At 61.6% G+C, this 15,618-nt stretch carries 16 protein-coding genes; 8 read left to right on the top strand and 8 right to left on the bottom strand.

The features are described 5' to 3' along the window. Position 1 precedes the first annotated feature (1 nt). The gene (locus SynRS9902_RS13655; RefSeq protein ID WP_255446252.1) at positions 2–445 is read right to left on the bottom strand and encodes a hypothetical protein; all 444 of its coding nucleotides are present in this window, start codon (positions 443–445) and stop codon (positions 2–4) included. 558 nt (positions 446–1,003) lie between these two features. Here SynRS9902_RS13655 and SynRS9902_RS06740 point away from each other — a divergent pair. Both SynRS9902_RS06740 and SynRS9902_RS06745 read left to right on the top strand, forming a co-directional pair. Then, positions 1,004–1,831 (top strand): PfkB family carbohydrate kinase, encoded by an 828-nt coding sequence (locus tag SynRS9902_RS06740; protein ID WP_186510444.1) that lies wholly within the window; start codon positions 1,004–1,006, stop codon positions 1,829–1,831. Positions 1,832–1,891: 60 nt separating this feature from the next. Then, positions 1,892–2,188: a hypothetical protein gene (locus SynRS9902_RS06745; protein WP_186510565.1), complete on the top strand. Its 297-nt coding sequence runs from the start codon at positions 1,892–1,894 to the stop codon at positions 2,186–2,188. 77 nt (positions 2,189–2,265) lie between these two features. Here the strand turns inward: SynRS9902_RS06745 and SynRS9902_RS06750 are convergent, their stop codons facing one another. Together SynRS9902_RS06750 and SynRS9902_RS06755 are read right to left on the bottom strand one after the other, a co-directional pair. Further along, entirely contained in the window at positions 2,266–4,773 is a 2,508-nt protein-coding gene (locus SynRS9902_RS06750; protein WP_186510445.1) for a ligase-associated DNA damage response DEXH box helicase, read from the bottom strand. Further along, complete coding sequence (locus SynRS9902_RS06755) at positions 4,773–6,428, bottom strand: ATP-dependent DNA ligase (RefSeq protein ID WP_186510446.1); 1,656 nt, start codon at positions 6,426–6,428, stop codon at positions 4,773–4,775. Before SynRS9902_RS06755 ends, SynRS9902_RS06750 begins: the two co-directional genes overlap by 1 nt. A 119-nt stretch (positions 6,429–6,547) precedes the next feature. On the opposite strand from SynRS9902_RS06755, the gene SynRS9902_RS06760 reads away from it, so the two are divergent. Next, the gene (locus SynRS9902_RS06760) at positions 6,548–6,808 is read left to right on the top strand and encodes a hypothetical protein (RefSeq protein WP_186510447.1); all 261 of its coding nucleotides are present in this window, start codon (positions 6,548–6,550) and stop codon (positions 6,806–6,808) included. Here the strand turns inward: SynRS9902_RS06760 and SynRS9902_RS06765 are convergent. Next, the gene (locus tag SynRS9902_RS06765; RefSeq protein WP_186510448.1) at positions 6,805–7,791 is read right to left on the bottom strand and encodes a ligase-associated DNA damage response exonuclease; all 987 of its coding nucleotides are present in this window, start codon (positions 7,789–7,791) and stop codon (positions 6,805–6,807) included. The genes SynRS9902_RS06760 and SynRS9902_RS06765 overlap by 4 nt on opposite strands. A gap of 67 nt (positions 7,792–7,858) precedes the next feature. On the opposite strand from SynRS9902_RS06765, the gene SynRS9902_RS06770 reads away from it, so the two are divergent. After that, a complete protein-coding gene (locus SynRS9902_RS06770) occupies positions 7,859–8,092 on the top strand; it encodes a hypothetical protein (RefSeq protein WP_186510449.1) in 234 nt (77 codons plus the stop codon). Here SynRS9902_RS06770 and SynRS9902_RS06775 read toward each other — a convergent pair whose 3' ends face one another. Both SynRS9902_RS06775 and nadA read right to left on the bottom strand, forming a co-directional pair. Next, positions 8,093–8,524 carry a hypothetical protein gene (locus SynRS9902_RS06775; protein WP_255446253.1) on the bottom strand — a complete coding sequence of 144 codons (432 nt, stop codon included), beginning with the start codon at positions 8,522–8,524 and terminating at the stop codon, positions 8,093–8,095. Positions 8,525–8,592: 68 nt separating this feature from the next. Then, positions 8,593–9,525, bottom strand: coding sequence for a quinolinate synthase NadA (gene nadA, locus SynRS9902_RS06780; RefSeq protein WP_186510450.1), 933 nt, complete (start codon positions 9,523–9,525; stop codon positions 8,593–8,595). 53 nt (positions 9,526–9,578) lie between these two features. Between nadA and SynRS9902_RS06785 the strand changes: the two genes are divergently transcribed. The 3 genes from SynRS9902_RS06785 to SynRS9902_RS06795 all read left to right on the top strand — a co-directional run bounded on the left by SynRS9902_RS06785 (position 9,579) and on the right by SynRS9902_RS06795 (position 12,434). Next, a complete protein-coding gene (locus tag SynRS9902_RS06785) occupies positions 9,579–10,427 on the top strand; it encodes a TIGR04168 family protein (RefSeq protein ID WP_370586340.1) in 849 nt (282 codons plus the stop codon). Continuing rightward, positions 10,421–11,506: a hypothetical protein gene (locus tag SynRS9902_RS06790; protein ID WP_186510451.1), complete on the top strand. Its 1,086-nt coding sequence runs from the start codon at positions 10,421–10,423 to the stop codon at positions 11,504–11,506. The genes SynRS9902_RS06785 and SynRS9902_RS06790 overlap by 7 nt, the downstream gene beginning before the upstream one ends. Before the next feature lie 208 nt (positions 11,507–11,714). Then, entirely contained in the window at positions 11,715–12,434 is a 720-nt protein-coding gene (locus tag SynRS9902_RS06795) for a glycoside hydrolase family 104 protein (protein ID WP_186510452.1), read from the top strand. Between the two features lie 25 nt (positions 12,435–12,459). Here the strand turns inward: SynRS9902_RS06795 and SynRS9902_RS06800 are convergent, their stop codons facing one another. Continuing rightward, the gene (locus tag SynRS9902_RS06800; RefSeq protein ID WP_115132697.1) at positions 12,460–13,269 is read right to left on the bottom strand and encodes a TPM domain-containing protein; all 810 of its coding nucleotides are present in this window, start codon (positions 13,267–13,269) and stop codon (positions 12,460–12,462) included. Between the two features lie 40 nt (positions 13,270–13,309). Here SynRS9902_RS06800 and SynRS9902_RS06805 point away from each other — a divergent pair, with 40 nt between their 5' ends. After that, positions 13,310–14,482, top strand: a complete 1,173-nt coding sequence (locus SynRS9902_RS06805) for a class I SAM-dependent methyltransferase (protein ID WP_255446254.1) — start codon at positions 13,310–13,312, stop codon at positions 14,480–14,482. On the opposite strand, the gene aroB is transcribed toward SynRS9902_RS06805, so the two are convergent. Then, positions 14,454–15,569: a 3-dehydroquinate synthase gene (gene aroB, locus SynRS9902_RS06810; protein ID WP_186510454.1), complete on the bottom strand. Its 1,116-nt coding sequence runs from the start codon at positions 15,567–15,569 to the stop codon at positions 14,454–14,456. The genes SynRS9902_RS06805 and aroB overlap by 29 nt on opposite strands. Positions 15,570–15,618: the final 49 nt, after the last annotated feature.

Raw genomic sequence — 15,618 nt, forward strand, 5'->3', positions numbered from 1 at the left:
CTCAGCGCATGAGCAGCCAAACGGCCAAAGCACCGCAACCAAACCCCTTGATGAACTGGGCCCAGGTGAGGCCGTAGGTATCGAGGGAAAGCATTCTCATCATCAGATTCAGAACCTCTTTGTGTTTCCGAATCAAGGGTGAGCTGTTGGCCGTGTTCAGTTGCGGAATCTGTTTGAGTTTGATCTCCCCGAGCTTGGCCAACGTTGCTGGTCGCGTGTGCTGCTGGAGCTTAAGGCGCGCCTGTTGGTCCGAAACGAACAAACCTTTCTTGGGTTGCTGTTCATCGGGTGACACGTTGCTAGGCAGTGGAAGCCCCTCCACTTGATTCATCTTGAAAAGAGTCGTCAGTCTGTCGACGGGATTCCTGGTGAGTGCACTGCTGGTGTCCCCCGCTTTTGCCCAAAAGGTTTCGAAAGAAAATGTCCGTGCGCTGAACACCGCCAAGATGCAAGCTGAGTCCATCAACGGTGGAATCAACAACTACCGAGCTTCGAAATGCATGTACGTCACCGGTAAGGGAGGTGGCAACTGCTTGAAGAATGCAAGTGATGGCTAACTGTTCGTGTTTGATGGTGGTTCTCCAGGCTGACAAGAGGCTGGTGGTCAACCCACTGTTGAAACTGAAATTCTTGTCTCTCGATATGGAGCTTCGGTTGTTGATGTTGTCTACAATGGTTCACCGCGTTAATTGAAGGATTCTTCCAAGAATGTGTTTTGAATGGCCCCGCTGCTCAGGCGGGGCTTTTTTGTGGCTTGATTGAGCTCCATATCATTCGGGCATTCGAAGAACTGCAATCGCTCTAAATAATGAATTGACTGGAAGATGTGAATCTCGGCAGTGCGCAAGATGCTGTGAATACCGGGGTTCAACTCACTAAACTCGGAAGAAAAAATTCATGCAAACAATAAATATCGGATCTGAGTGCCTCGTTCTCCATCTGCTCCCAGCTGTTGTTGAGCCGTTCCTGCAGAGAGGATGGGGCCCAGCAGCTTCAACGGCCCTTGTCTTCCTGCTTAGCCCTGCCGCCCCTGCGCTTGGCCGTTGTGGGTCATGTCGAATGGGTGGAATTTCTGGCGGTGAATCAGTTGCCCCGCCCCGGGGCCATTGGTCATGCCTTGCAGACTCTGCAGGAACCTGCTGGTGGTGGAGCCGTCGTTGCGGTGCAGATGGCACGGTTGCAGCAGCAACCCGTCCAGTTCTTTACGGCTTTAGGTCGCGATTCGGTCGGTGAAGCCTGCGTCAAGCGACTCGAGGAACTGGGCCTTGAGGTTCATGTCGCTTGGAGGGAGGTGCCAACCCGTCGTGGCGTGAGCATGGTTGATGGTGAGGGGGATCGGGCGATCACGGTGATCGGCGAGCGGCTGACCCCATCACTGGATGACGACCTTCCCTGGAACACCCTTGGCGAATGCGACGGCCTGTTCGTCACGGCAGCTGATGCTCCTCTGTTGAAAGCCTGCCGTTCTGCTGCAGTTTTGGCGGCGACCCCGCGTGTTCGTTTGCCCGTGCTTCAGCAGGCCGGGGTGCCCCTCGATGCCTTGATCGGCAGTGGCCTTGATCCGGGTGAACGGGTGGAGTCGGCTCAGTTGAACCCACCTCCCCACACAATCATTCGCACGGAAGGTGCCGCAGGCGGTGTTAGTCATCCAGGCGGCCGCTATGACCCATCACCCCTTCCGGGGCCCTTGGTCGAGAGCTATGGCTGCGGTGACAGCTTTGCGGCAGGCGTGGTCACGGGTCTTGCGGCGCGCTGGCCCCTGGCGGAGGCCATCGCTTTGGGTGCCCAGTGTGGTGCTGCCTGTGCGACGCGTTTTGGGCCTTATGGATGAGTGCTCGCCACGCGCGATGGCTCTCAAGATCGACAAAAATGCACCGAAACACCAGTTGTTATGGCGCCCACCAAAAGAGAGATCCTTGCTGCATCGGCAGGCTGGGTTGCCGTCACGTTGAACGTGGTTCCGGGCTTGGGTGCCGGCTACCTCTACCAGCGCCGCTGGAAGGCGTACTGGATCACGTCTGCTTTGGCGACGAGCTGGTTCGTATTGGGTGGAGTGCTGGGACAGGGGGCTGAGGCTGCCGAAGAAATCCAAAACCAATGGATTGGCTTGCTTGGGCTCGTTGCTCTCGCAGCTGGAACAGCAGTAGAGGCTGGGCTCGCAGTGAAGAAATCGCGTGAACAGAACTGATCCGGGTTGAGGCCAGAACACTCAGCGCCCGGGTTTTGTATGGCCCTAGCGACACCCGCTCTTGGGGGCTTTGATCGCTACCCCTCGCGCCTGATCGCCTCGTCCTTCATCCGTTGAACCCGCTCCAAAACGGATTCATTGCTCATCCTGTTGTTCAGCCGTTCCACCAACAGTGGAAAGGCCAATGGGCTGGGCCGCGGAGTTTCAACGTGCAGCCATTCCTGGCTGGCAGCGCGCTCCAATGCCGCCTCCAGGCGTGAGATCTCCAACTGATCATCGAGCACCTCCTGCTGCGCCTGCAGCAGCAAGCGGCTGTTCGGCTCATGGCGGCTGAACACATCGAACAGCAGCGATGCACTGATCTGAAGCTGACCGGTGCTTTTGCTCGATCCAGGGAATCCCCGGTTCATCAGGCCTGCGATCTGGGCGATGGCGCGGAAGCGTCGCCGTTGCAGCTCGGAAAGATTCAGTGCGTTCTTCAGATCCCGCTCCAGCTTTTGGCGATCGAGCAGCAGATCGATGTGGTCTTCCAGCAACTCTGCCATGGGGTAGCTCTTCGGCGCCAACAGCTCAAAGCCGTAGTCGTTCACCGACACCGTGATCGTGCCCCGCTCCAGACGGGTGAGCCGCGACGCCCAGAGGAAGCCGATGCCCTCATGCACGAACCGCCCTTCAAAGGGATAGGCATACAGATGTGTGCCTTCCCGGGTGCGACAGGTCTCAATCAGCAGCTGTCCCACCGTCGGCAACACCGAGATGTCCTGTTGCCGATCAAACAGGGGCTTCAGAGCCTGAAGTTCAGCGTTGTCGAGATCACCACGGCTGGCGCGGTCCACCTCCAGACGCAGGTGATGGGTCAGCAGATCGGAGAGGGCCATCTGCCCCCCAGCCCAGGCAGGCACCGTGCGCGTTTTCTTGGTGCTCACCTTCACGTAGGCGGTCATGTCGCGCAGCCGCACGAATTCCAGCTGGCGGCCGGAGAAGAAGAACACATCCTTCGGCTTCAGTTGGCTGATGAAGGTCTCCTCCACATGGCCGAGCACGGCACCACGCACAAAGCGCACGGTGATCGCTGGTGCGGCCGTGATCGTTCCAACGTTGAGACGGTGCAGCCGGGCGATGGCCTTTTCGCGAACCCGGTAGCGCTGGCTTGTCTCCTCCCACTTGAGCTTGCAGTAGCGGGGGTAAGCCCCGAGGCACTCTCCGCCCTGCTCCAGAAACAGCATGCACCAGTCCCAATCCTCCTGGCTCAGCTCGGCGTAGGCCGCACAGCTGCGCACGGCCTGCAAGGTCTGCTCCGGATGGAAGCCAGGGCCGCAGGCCAACCCCGTGAGGTGCTGCAGCAGCACATCCAGAGGGGCTTTCGGCGGCTTGCGTTGTTCCACCAGCCCCTCCGCCAGTCCCCGACGCACAGCACTGAGTTCGAGTAGCTCGAGCGCATTGGTGGGCATGAACAGCACCTGGGATGTTCCGCCGGGCAAGTGCGCTGACCGCCCCGCCCGCTGCAGCAGTCGCGCCAGATTCTTCGGACTTCCGATCTGCACCACCTGTTCCACGGGTTGGAAGTCCACCCCGAGGTCCAGGGAGCTGGTGCAGACCACCCAACGAATGCCGCCGGCCTTCACGGAGGCTTCGATCGCTTCCCGCTCGCTGCGATCAATGGCGCTGTGGTGGAGGGCCAACCCCTCCTCCATTTCCGGGCAGGCGAAGCGCAGGCACTGGTGCCACCGCTCCGACTGATTGCGGGTGTTGGTGAACAGCAAGGTGCTGATGCCGGGATTGAGGCGTGCCACCAGCTCCTCGTACATCCGCAACCCGAGGTGTCCGGCCCAGGGGAAGCCATCGATCGTCTCCGGAAGGATGCTCTGAATCTCCGTGCTGCGGGCAGGAGCGCCCCCGATCAGCTGTGGCTCACTTGCCGTTCCCAGGGCATGGCGCGCTGCCTGCTCGAGGTTGCCGATGGTGGCACTGATGGCCCAGGTCTGGAGCTGGGGGCGCAGCTGGCGCAACCAGCTCAGGCACAGCTCCGTCTGGCTGCCCCGTTTGCTGCCCATCAACTCGTGCCATTCATCGAGGATCACCGTCTCGAGTTGGCCAAACAGCGCTTCGGCCTTGGCATTGCTCAGAAGCAGGGCGAGGGACTCCGGAGTCGTCACCAGAATCTGTGGTGGTGCCTTGAGCTGTTTGGTGCGTTCGCTGCTGCTGCTGTCTCCATTGCGGATGCCCACCCGAATCGGCCAGCCCATCGCCTCGATCGGTTCGCGGATCGCCAGCGACAAGTCGCGGCTGAGGGCCCGCAAGGGCGTGATGTAGAGCAGTCGTATTCCCTTCAACGGCTGCTCCTCCGCCAACATCCGCGCGATCGGTCCCATCACGGCGGCGAAGGTTTTGCCGGACCCTGTGGGCACTTGGATCAAGCCATTCCGCCCCGCCAGATAGGCGCTCCAGGTCTGCTGCTGAAACGGCAGAGGTGTCCAGTTCCTTTGCGCGAACCAGTCATGAATCGGGTTCAAGCGAGGGTCGTCGGTTGATGGTTTGGCCTTGGCCTTGGCCTTCGCTTTTGCCTTCTTTTCTGAAGCTGCCATCAGCGGTTCTCGATCAGTGCCATCGCGGTCTGGAGTGAATCCGCTTCATCGGCGGGTTTGTCGCGTCGCCAGCGCAGGATGCGCGGGAAACGCACGGCGATGCCGGATTTATGGCGTTTTGAGGGGTGGATGCCCTCAAAGCCGATTTCAAACACCAGCTCGGTTTTCAGGGACCGTGCCGGCCCGAAGCGCTGAAGGGTGTTGCGTCGGATCCAGCGGTCCAGCTCGAGGATTTCGGCATCGTTGAGGCCGGAATAGGCCTTGGCGAAGGTCACCAACTGCGGCTCTTCAGCGTTGGTCCAGAGGCCGAAGGTGTAGTCGGTGAAGAGGTTGGCGCGACGCCCACTGCCGGCCTGGGCATAGAGGAGCACCGCATCGAGGGTCATCGGCTCCAGTTTGTGTTTCCACCAGTTGCCCCGTTTGCGGCCGCTCAGGTAGGGCGATTCCGCCTGTTTGAGCATCAGCCCTTCGGCGTTGTGCTGACGGGCCTGGTTGCGCTGTGTCTCCAGGTCCTCCCAGGAGTCGATCGACCAGGACGGGCTCTGCTTCAGCCGCCACGACTCGGGATGCTCGATGCTGCCCAGCAGCGCAGCCAGCTGCTGCTGGCGCTGCCGTAATCCCTGCTGGCGGATGTCGACGCCTTGATGTTCCAGCAGGTCGTAGGCGATGAACCGCATCGGGCAATCCCGTTTCAACGTTGCTCCAACGCTTTTGCGGCCCAGCCGTCGTTGCAGCTGATCAAAGCCAAGCGGTTCGGCGGCGTCCTGTTGCCAGCAGATCAGCTCGCCGTCCAGAACGCTGCCGGATGGCAAGGCCTTGGCCACCTCCACAAGCTCAGGGAAGCTCTCGTTGACCAGCTCTTCTCCACGACTCCAGAGGTAGACGCCGGTGCCGCGATGAATCAGCTGACCGCGGATTCCATCCCATTTCCACTCCAGTTGCCAATCCCTCGCCGATGTCTCCAGCAGTCGGTCGGGTTCCAGGGGACTGGCGAGATAGAAGGGGTAGGGGGTGCCGCTGGAACGGTGTTCATCCGCCGTTGCGCAGGCGGTGAGTTGCCTGAAGCGCTCGGCGGAGGGCTCAAAGCCGCCCATCAGCCGTTGCACCACAAGGCTTTCTTCGAGATCAAACGCTTCGGCGATGGCCCGGCTGATCAGGCCCGTCGACACGCCGACGCGGAATCCCCCTGTGAGCAACTTATTAACGATGAAGTGCTGGTCGAGCGGGGTTCGGTGCCAGAGCCAGATCACGGCATTGGCCTGATCGTCGTCGCTTCTGGTGCTGATGGCCGGCAGCAGGGTGTCCATCCACCAGCTCAGGGGCATGTCTCCATCACCGCTGGGCAGATCCGGATCGCTTGCTTCGACGCGCTCTTGCACGGCGGGCCAGAGCAGGCTGATGGTTTCAGCTGAGTCGCCCACCTGGCCGTAGCAGTCGTCGATCAGCCAATCCGGAAGACCACCGCGGTCCCGCAGGATGTCGCGGAGTCGGCGACCGGTGATCAGGCGCCTGCGGCGCTTGCCCAGCAGCAGCGTCAACGCCCAGGCCGCCTCCCCTGGTTCGACCCCCTGAAAGTGATCCACCAGCGCTTGCACCTTGGCCTTGGTGCCCGTGACCTGATCCAACTGATTGAACAGGTTCTGAAAGGCACGCATGCGCGCTGGAACGGGATGGATGGAAAGCCCCGCCATCCTGACAAGACATTTTGTGAGCAGTGCTGGAAATCCGGCGGAGACCTGTGTTGATCTGAGCCACAGATTCCTGAATCAGCCGGATGGCACTCCTCTGGGACAACCTCGCGCAACAACTCAGCAGCGTGCGCGCTACCGCCTCAGCCACGGCCGTCGTCACCCCCGTGTCTGGCTCCGGCACATCGGATGATCCATCCGACCGTCGTCGTCGTCTTCAGAAGGCTCTTGAGGCCGTGCAAGACAGCGGCAACGCCATGATGATCGAATCGCTCACAGCCGCGATCGAAGGTCGCGAAGCAAACCTCAACCTCCCCGAGCTGCCGGACGGCATCGCCAAGTTCTAGTCCGACTCTCCTTCAAACAGGGTGTCCAGCGGTTCCGCATCCACACCATCCACCTCCCGCAGGTAACGGGCCAGAACGTCACTCTGTCCATGGGTGACGTACACCTTGCGGGCGCCGCTGTCGCGAACGGTCTGGATCAGTCCAGGCCAGTCGGCGTGATCACTGAGCACGAACCCCCGCTCGTAGCCCCGCCGTCGACGGGCTCCGCGCACCGCCATCCAGCCGGAGGCAAAGGCGGTTTGGGGTGACTTGAAGCGGCGCATCCAGCTGGAGCGATGGGCCGACGGTGGCGCCAGGATCAATCGCCCTTCGAGCGGATCCTTGCGGGGCAGTTCGCTGACGGGACGACTGGCGGTCATCGGAACCCCTGCCTCGCGGTAGTGGCGGGTCACGGTTTCAACGGCGCCGTGCAGCAGCACCTCCTCCTCCACGCCGATGGCCTTCAGTTCAGCCAGCAAGCGTTGGGCTTTGCCGAAGGCGTAGCAGAACAGCAGAGATGGCCTGCTGCGATCACGGCTCCACCAGGCATGGATCTCCTTGGCCACCAGCTCACCGCTTTGCCAGCGATAGATCGGCATTCCGAAGGTGGCTTCGGTGATCAACACATCGCAGCGCACTGGTTCGAAGGGGTCACAGCTGGGGTCGTCATCCCGTTTGTAATCCCCACTGACCACCCACACCTCTCCCTCCGACTCCAGGCGGATCTGCGCCGAACCGAGCACGTGTCCGGCGCTGTGAAACGACACCTTGCATTGCCCCAGCCAGTGTTCTTCGCCGTAGGCCACTGGGTGAAGGGTGATGTCCTTTCCGAGCCTCTGGCGCAGCACCCCTTCACTGGAGGCCACGGCCCAGTACTCCCCGCATCCGGGGCGGGCGTGGTCGGCATGGGCGTGGGTGATCAGGGCCCTGGGAACCGGACGCCATGGGTCGACCCAGGCCTTCGCGGCACGGCAATACAACCCCTCCGGTGTGCGTTCGATCAAGCTCCGCCACCGATCGCTGCAGACAGTCTGAAAGGCCCATACCTTGAGCGCGTTCGACCCGCTTGCCATGAAGCTGCTCGCTGCCGCTCTGTTTGTTTCAGCCCTGGCTGTGCCCAGTTCCGCTTTGGCTCAGAAAAAGATTCCCAAGGCCCAAGGCCACAATCAATGCCCCCTGGGTTATGTCAACACCCTGGGCACCACCTGTGTGTCTCCGATCTATTACGAGATGAAGCCCACCAACGGTGAAGCCTGCCCCTCCGGTTGGATGAATGTTGGCGCTGGCTATTGCCGTAAGAAGTAATCAATTCAGTGGCTGAGGCCTCAGGCCACTCCAGCGCTCCAGGGTGTTGATCGATTGAACACCCTGGAGTCGCGTTGATCCCGGCCGTGTCCAGGTGGGGATGGACCGAATGTTTTCATCCCTGCACTGCCTGAGCTGGTCGGGGTACTTGTCGGGCAGACCGCATTCCACGTAGTTCAGGTTGGCTCCGGCCTGTTTGCCGAAGAGCTTCATCTGTTCTTTGCAGGCGGGGCACCAATGGGCTCCAAAAAATCTGGCGCCCACCGTGTTGAGTTGCTCGGCCAGCTTGATCGTTTGTGCTGTGGACTCCGTTGCGGGCTCAGGAATCGGTTGGTCCCACGGTTGTGTAGCCGCTGCGGTGCACAACGTCCCCGCCATCGCTGCCATCAAGGTCAGAACCCTGATGCCTTTGGTCTTGCTTATGGGTGACATGCATCGCGCAGGTTGAGATTTCGAAAATTTATTCGTTTTGTGCTTTGTTTGATTCACCCTTTGGCGAGTCACCGGCTCATCTCGAGCATGCGCTGCATGGGTTTCATGGCCTTCAGACGCATCGATTCATTCATCTCTATTGCAGGCGTGAGGGTCTCCAGGCATGCCTTCAGTTTTTCAAGGGTGTTGAGCCGCATGTAGGGGCAGGCATTGCAGCTGCATCCATCGATCCCTGGAACGTCGAGCAGGGTTTTTTCAGGAACCCGCTGCTGCATCTGATGCAGGATCCCCGGTTCCGTCAGAACGATGAAGCTGTTGCAGGAGCTTTGTTCGGCGTAATTCAACAGCTTGCTGGTGGATCCAATGAAATCCGCCAGGTCCAGCAGATTCTGCTGGCACTCGGGGTGGGCGATCACTTCAGCCCCGGGATGTTCGTGCTTGAGGGCCAGCACAGCTTCTTCGCTGAAAGTCTCGTGAACGATGCAGCGTCCCGGCCAGAGGGTCAGCTCGCGACCGCTCTGTTGCTGAACCCAGCGCCCCAGGTTCTGATCGGGGGCGAACAGAACGGGCTGGTCGGCAGGCAGTTGGTTCACCAGATCAACGGCATTGCTGCTGGTGCAGATCAGATCGCTTTGCGCCTTCACTGCGGCCGTGCAGTTGATGTAGCTCACCACGAAGTGGTCGGGGTGCTCTGCCCGAAAGCGGGCGAACTCATCAGCGGGACAGTCGTCCGCCAGGGAGCACCCGGCTTCTAGATCCGGCAGCACCACCGTCTTTTCCGGACTGAGAATCTTGGCGGTCTCCGCCATGAAGTGCACGCCGCAGAACACGATCACGTCTGCATCGGTGCTGGCGGCCTTGCGCGACAGCTCCAGGGAGTCACCAACGAAATCGGCGATGTCCTGAATCTCCGGCTCCTGGTAGTAGTGCGCCAGGATCACGGCATTGCGGTCCTGGCGAAGCCGGTTGATCGCCGCAACAAGGGCGGTGTCAGCGCTCATCAGGACCGGTTCGGGGCAGGATGGCCACAGCCTAGGCATTCGCTCTGAAGCACCTGCGACTTGCCATTGCCGGTGATCTCCACGGCGCCTGGGGCGACGCGGATGAGCAGCTGCTGCAGCTGCTCAAGCCCGACGCTGTCCTTTTTGTTGGTGATCTTGCTGATGGGGATCTGCGTCTGACGCGCCGGATCACGCGGCTTCCCTTCCCCGTGGCCGTGATCCTGGGGAACCACGACTGCGGGCGTGATCGCAGTGGCGGCATCCTCGAGCAACAACGCGCTGTCCTCGGCGATCTCCATTGCGCTTGGCGCTCAATTCAATGGCCGGAGCTTCCGTTGACGGTTGTGGGTGCGCGTCCATGCAGTGCTGGTGGAGGTTTTCACCTATCGAAAGCGGTGGAGGCGGTGTACGGCCCGGTGTCGCTTGAGGCTTCAGCCGAGCGGATTGTGCAGGCCGCAGCTGATGTACCCGCTGTTCAGCCCCTGATCGTCATGGCCCACTGCGGTCCCTCAGGCTTGGGATCCGAGGCCGCCAGTCCCTGCGGACGCGACTGGAAGACGCCGGCAGTGGACTGGGGGGATCAGGATCTGGCCCTTGCCCTGGACCGCATGGCCAAAGACCGACCTGCCGATCTGGTGATCTTTGGGCACATGCACCATGCCCTCAAGCGCGGCTCTGGTTTCCGCCAGACCTTGTTGCGTCATCGCCATGGAACCGCGCTGATCAATGCCGCCTGTGTGCCCCGTTCAGGTGTGGATGGGCAAGGTCGAACGCTGCTGCATCTCTCCTGGGCTGAATTCCAGGGGGCCCGCCTCACGCAGCTCGCCCATCGCTGGTACACCCCCGATGCTGAGTTGATCCATCAGGAGCAGTTGCCGATCGATGCTCCGTTGCCGTGCTGATCTATTTCTGCAGCAGCAGCCATGGCTTCGGCCATGCGGCTCGCGATGCTGCGGTGCTCCAGCAACTTCGTCGCTTGCGTCCTGCATGGACCTTGGTGATGAGCTCGGGTCTGCCCTCCCCCGTACTCAACCTGCTGTTGGGGGATGCAGCGATTGAGCAGCGGTCTTGTCAATGGGATGTGGGCATGGTGCAGGCCGACGCGCTCGGTGTGGATTGCGTTACCACCCTCAGGGCCCTGGATGAGCTGGAGCAACGGCTGCCGGCCCTGATCGAGGCTGAGGCTCTCTGGATTGCGTCGCAGGGGCAGCCGGTGTTGATCATCGGGGACATTCCCCCGGCCGCAGCCGCCCTGGCCCAGCGCCTCGATGCACCTCTGGTGTGGATGAGCAATTTCGGGTGGGATGACATCTATCGCCCCATGGGCTCTGCCTTCCAACGCTGGGCCGATACTGCTGCTGAGGCTTACCGCTGCGGTGATCTGTTGCTGCGCTGCCCGTTTGACCTCGCCATGCACTGGGGGTTGCCTGAACAGAGGCTCGGTTTGGTTTGCGCCAGCCCGCGGCCCATTCCGGCGGATCTTGAGGCTTGCCTTGATGCCCAGGATGCTCCCCTGGTGTTGGTGGGGTTTGGAGGGCTGGGCTTGTCCCTTTCGCGGGATCTGTTTCAGCTCTGGCCCAACCACCATTTCCTGCTTCCGGCTTCAGCAGATGCCTCGCAAGCGCCTGAGTTGGCGGCGCTCCCCAACCTCACGTTTCTGTCGGATGGACTGCGCCCCGTCGATGTGCTCGGCCGTTGCTCCCGTTTTTTGGGCAAGCCGGGTTTCAGCAGCTTCTGCGAGGCGATGGCCCAAGGGGTTGGTATGCACGTCGTGGAGCGCACCGGATTTGCCGAAGCTTCGGTGCTGATGGATGGTTTGCGTCGCCACGGCCAGCACCGCTGCCTCAGCCGTCAGGAGCTGGACACCGGCGCATGGCAGCTGGACCAGCCGTTGCTGGCGCCAAGCGAAGCCCCTCTTTCTGCCTCAGGGGCTGAAGAAGCCGCTCTGGCACTGGTGGGTTGGGTTGCAAGTCGTTTTTAATTTTTGGTCTTTTTCATCACCTTTTTGAGCTGATTTGCCTGCCTGTTAGTGGTCTGGCCGATTACTTTACTGTCATATATACCTATTGATTTGAGCCAATAATTCGAGAGGGTCAATGCGTGTGGAAATTTTTTTCTGCTCGAGCATTTCATCCGCTTCTGATCTGCTCATCGTCCTCTTTCGAGGGCATGCTCCTTGAACGCTCTTTATGGCTATCTCTGCATTCATCGGTCGTCAGACGCTTCATGCGGCCGTGATCGTCGGAGTTCTGCCTGCCCTCAGTTCCCTTCTTCCTGCCCAGGCGAGCCTGCTCCCCCCCGCCTCTCGGGCGCAGCTGATCCATACCTCTGACTTCCAGCCAAGCCGGGCCATTCCCTACGTGATTACGCCCGAACGTCGGGCGATGCTCAACACGATCCGTTTTGCGGAAGGCACCTGGAAAGGTGGTCTGGATGTGGGCTATCGGGTGATGTTCGGCGGTGGCTTGATGCCTTCGCTCGACCGGCATCCCAACCGGGTGATTTACAGCTCCCGCTACGCCAGTGCAGCTGCGGGGGCTTACCAGTTCATGCCCTTCACCTGGAATCTGGTTCAGCGCAGCATCGGCGTGCGCGGTTTCGGCCCTGAAGCTCAGGACCAGGGCGCGGTGTTTCTGATTCAGCGGCGCAAAGCCCTGGGTCTGACCGACACCGGCGTTCTCAGCCCGCTGCTCGCCGCCATGCTGGCTCCGGAATGGGCGTCGTTTCCAACCCTCGCCGGTCGCAGCTACTACGGCCAACCCGTCAAGAAATACTCACGACTGCGTTCTTTCTATGACGTGAACCTCGCGGAGTTGCGGCGTCTGCGTGACGTCAAGCGCCAAGCGCTCGTCACTCCCCCTCCGGCTCTCTGCACCGGGTCGCGCATTGAATGCGCCACCCGGCTCTGACGGCATTCACGTTTCTCGACGTTCCTCAGCCTTCGGCGTCGTTCTGAAGCTTTCGACCAACCGTGGCCTGGGCGATCAGATACGCGGCGATGCCTCCCGCCAGGAAGCCGACTCCATTGCGCAGCAGGGGCATCACTTCAGACGTGCGTGTGATCACAGGGGCAACGCCGAAGACGCCGAACAGCATCACCCACAGCGGGGAGAGCAACAGCAACCATGCCCAGGCGATGGTTTCGCCCTCCTTGCGGGGATAAGCCGCAAAGCCAGCAATCAAACCGCCAAAGATTGAGGTGGTCAGCGTCCAAAGCCATTGTTCCTGGGGAAGGCCAGGCACCACCTGACAGCCACCACGGTCCAGACAGATTTCCACCGCATTGAGGGCATCCAGCACGGCTCCGTCTTCGCCGTGATCCTTCACGTAGTACTGGTTGCCGTAGCGGGTCTGCAGTTCCACCCAGTAAGTGCGCGGCATCATCGCGAAGTAGGCATCGCCAACGTTGAAGTTCAGCAGGTTCCCGCCGCGGGGGTCGGCCACCAGCAGCAGGCTGCTTTCATCCAGCCCCCAGAACTCGCGAATGGCCAGACCTGGTGTGCGTTCGTACTGGGTCAACACCCGCATCTTCCAGCCGGTGCGTTCCTCCACATCCGCCAGGGATGCTTCCAGCTGGGCCCGCTGAGTGTCACTGAACACCTTGGCGAGGTCGATCACCGGGGTGGGGTGATCCGGCAGCAGCTCCGGGTTGTCGTAGGCCTCAGCCGGGGTCACCAGAACACCCAGGCTGACCAGAGCCACCACGACGAGGCTCCACAGATGTCGGATGTGATGTGTTCCCATGGAACTGCTGCAGCGACCGGCATTCTCTCCAATGGAACCGATGGCTGCGTCCTGTCCCGACTGGTTGGCAACGCATCTGCATCAGGCGGGGGGTGCCGTTCCGTTTTCCCGGTTCATGGATCTGGCTCTGAATGAGCCGGAGCACGGGTATTACGGCTCAGGCCGTGCACGCATCGGAGCCCAGGGTGATTTCGTCACCTCCCCCTCGCTGGGCAGTGATTTCGCAGCCCTTCTGGCTCCTCAGATCCTGGCCTGGCTGAGGTCGATGTCCCGAAGCGATCCGGATCAACGCCTGTCGATCGTGGAAATCGGCCCTGGCGAAGGCCATCTGGCCCGGGATCTCGTTGCTGTGTTGCGTGGTGCTGATCCAGAGCTGTTGGCTCGGATCGAATTGGTGTTGGTGGAGGCCAATCCCGGCATGCGACGGCGGCAACAAGCTCTGCTTGAGGAGGCAGACGATCTGCCGCTGCGCTGGTGTTCCCTGGACGCGTTGGGCAGCGCTCCGGTTCATGGGGTGGTGATCGCCCATGAGTTGCTGGATGCCCTCCCGGTGGAGCGCTTGAGCTGGCGGCAGGGATCTCTCCAGCAACAGTGGGTGGAGCTCAACCCAAACGGTGAGCTGCAAACGATGCATCGGCCTCTCCCCGATGGTTTGCACCAGGAGATCAGGCGTGTGTGCAGCCAAGGCGGCATTCAGTTGCCGCCCCCCGATGCCGAAGAGGGGTGGACCACGGAGTGGAACAGTGCATTGCCCGACTGGTTCGCTGCGGCGGCGGCTGCCGTGGATGCCGGCGTGCTGCTGGTGATTGATTACGCCCTGGAGGCCCAGCGTTATTTCACAGCCCGTCGCTCCGATGGCACCTTGATGGCTGTCTGCGCTCAGCAGGCGGGGCTGTCGCCCTTGGATCAGCCCGGCGAGCAGGACCTCACGGCCCACCTCTGCATCGAGCTTGTGGATGAAGCGGCTCAGCGCAACGGTTGGATGGTGGGTGATCAGGCGAAGCAGGGAGAGGCCCTGCTGGCCTTGGGGCTTGCAGAGCGTCTGCATGGACTGCAGCAGCTACCGGGCCAACAGTTGGCGGAAGCCCTGCAACGACGTGAAGCCCTGCTTCGCCTGGTGGACCCCGCGGGGCTCGGTGCGTTCCGCTGGCTCACCTACCGGCGCGGGTTGCCGGAAGACGGCTTCAGCCTTTCAGGCGCTCAAGGCAGCTGAGGATCTCGTCCCGACTGACGTCATCGCGAATCTCAACGGTTCCGATGCTGGTGGGCATCACGAAGCGCAGGCGACCGTCGCGCACCTTTTTGTCCCCCTGCAAGCTGTCCAGAACCGCATCGGCGGCGAGATCGGGCCAGGCGGTGGGCAGTCCAGCGCTGTCGATCAGTCGGCGTTGGCGCTCAGCATCCTCGCGACTCCAGCTGCCCCGCAGCACGCCAAGTTCACCCACGGCCACCATGCCAATGGCAACCGCCTCGCCATGCAGCCAGGTGCCATAGCCGCAGAGGGTCTCCACCACATGGCCGAAGGTATGGCCGTAGTTGAGGATCGCTCGCAAGCCACCCTCCTTTTCATCGGCGGCCACCACCCGGGCCTTGGCCGCGGCTGATCGCTGCAGGATCGAGCTGAGGCGCTCGGCTCCAAGCCCTGCGGGCGTGCTCGGGTCGGGGCAGGCCTCCAGTTCCTCGAACAGTGCCGTGTCGCCAAGGATTCCGTATTTGATCACCTCAGCCATGCCGGCTCGGAACTCGCGTTCGGGCAGGGTGTTCAGGGTGGAGGGATCGATCAACACCAGCCGCGGCTGGTGAAAGGCGCCGATTAGGTTTTTGCCGCGGGGATGGTTGACCCCGGTCTTGCCACCGATCGACGCGTCCACCATGGCCAGCAGGGTTGTGGGCACCTGCACCACCTGGATGCCCCGCAGCCACGTGGCTGCCGCAAAGCCGGTCATGTCTCCCACAACGCCGCCGCCGAGGGCCACCATCAAGGAGCTGCGTTCGAGCTTGGCGTTGTAAGCCGCATCGTGGATCCTCGCCACCGTGGCGGGTGTCTTCTGGGTTTCGCCGGCGTCAATCACCAACAACTCCACGCTGAAACCTGCCGCTCTGAGGCTGTTCAGGCAGGCGTCGCCATAGGGGCTGGCCACATCCGGATTGCTGACCACCAGCACACGCCGACCCGCCTGCACTCCAGCGTCCAGCATCTGCTGACCAAGCCTGGCCAGGCCGCCTTCTCCAATCACCACGTCGTAGGGGTTGCGCTCCAGCGCAACGCGGATGTGATGCAACGGGGTGATTGTGGTCATGAAACCGTTGGAACCCACCTACTCTCGCAACAGTGTCGCTGGTCCTGTG

Origin of the sequence: Synechococcus sp. RS9902 (genome assembly GCF_014279635.1) — a bacterium.
Taxonomy (GTDB): domain Bacteria; phylum Cyanobacteriota; class Cyanobacteriia; order PCC-6307; family Cyanobiaceae; genus Parasynechococcus.